The organism is Azohydromonas sediminis, from assembly GCF_003574675.1.
GTDB classification, from domain to species: domain Bacteria; phylum Pseudomonadota; class Gammaproteobacteria; order Burkholderiales; family Burkholderiaceae_C; genus Calidifontimicrobium; species Calidifontimicrobium sediminis.
Genome location: NZ_QOAZ01000084.1, coordinates 1 through 1,351, shown reverse-complemented (window position 1 = coordinate 1,351; position 1,351 = coordinate 1). Strand labels below are relative to the sequence as shown.

Below are 1,351 nucleotides of genomic sequence, written 5' to 3'. Positions count from 1 at the left end.
TGCGCACGTCGGCAAGCTCTGGCCGCCCTCGCGCGACGTCGCCGGCGTCCGTCGTCGCCCACAACCGGCGTTGATGTGAATTTCGCAGGTCCGACGACTTACGCCCGGTCCGCGGAAGTTCGTAATACCCGACGTCTTGCTGGCGTAGAAGCGGGTCGTCTCTTGGGTGTCGTACTGCTTGTAGTCGTCCGAGATGACCACAAGCTGCGGGCGGCAGCCGTAGGTGTCAAACATGTCCTCGCAGATGCCGTTCTCGCGGCCGTGGTGCGAGGCTACTAGAACGTTGATGCTCGGGACGACTTGGCGGAAGCGCTGGTTCGTCGCCAATAGGTGCTCGAACCCATCGCACTCCATGTCCCCAGGGAACAGGAACGAGGTGCCGTAGATCGTCAGGTAGAGCACTAGACTGAGGTTGTTCTCGTCGTCAAATACGGGGTAGGTGTTGTGGAAGTATTCCATCGACACGCCAGGAAACGTTGGTGCCGGCTTGCCATTGCCGCCCACCGGGCCGAACGTGCCGAGGCTCTGAACCAGGGCATTGATGCCGGGTCCCATGCCGGTTTCGCTCTTGAGCTGCTTGATGGTGCTTGGCATCACCGACGCGTTACGAAATACCCAATCCACGTAGATGCCTTGCGCGAGCAGATCCGGGTAGCCGGAAACGTGGTCCTCGTCGTAGTTGGTGATGACCAGCTGCTCAAGGAAAGTTACGCCCACGCTTCGCAGGTGCCGTCCGGGATACCAGCCCGTTGTCGCGTTGTGGCCGCAATCTATGAGGACGCGACGCCAGCCGCCCAGGCCAGCCGGGGTCGTCAGCAGTGCGCAGGCCCCATGCTCGACGTTGAAGATTTGGAGCAGAGCATCGTTCACGGGTATAGGCACCATTACTTGTCCTTGCCGTGCGCGTAGGACGTGAACACCTCCACAGCATAGTGCCGGAAGAACTTCAGGTAGCGGAACGTCATGCCGACGCCAACCGCAGTTGCTGCCCAAGACCAATGCAGGTGCACCTCTGGTCCTCCGTTCCACCGGTATGACCAGTAAAGCAGCGCGGCATCGACGAACGCAACCAGAGCAGTATTGCGACAGAAGCCGTAGAGGTTGAGAAAGTTGTCGAGGCGTCCCATGACCACCGAGTCGGTGCGTGCACGGCCGTAGGCAGCCCAGAACATAGCTTCGCCGGGACCAGTCACGCCCTCGGCTGCCGCCTTCTCGAAAGCCCGCTTCTTCGTTTCGTCAGGTAGCGCTTTGAAGTAGTCGGCCCTGCAAAACCCCCGCAACCCGCATGAACACTGGCTTTGCGGGGTGAATGCCGATGGCGCGAACTCCCAGCAACGAATCCAATAGGCCG

2 protein-coding genes are annotated in these 1,351 nt (G+C 60.7%); both read right to left on the bottom strand.

Annotated elements, in window-relative coordinates:
- Positions 1–870: ComEC/Rec2 family competence protein (locus tag DRV96_RS17715; protein ID WP_162911145.1), on the bottom strand; the 870-nt coding region annotated here is incomplete at its 3' end.
- A 14-nt stretch (positions 871–884) separates the two neighbouring features.
- Positions 885–1,351, bottom strand: a 467-nt coding sequence (locus DRV96_RS18270; protein WP_162911144.1) for a hypothetical protein, incomplete at its 5' end; no start/stop codon positions are given.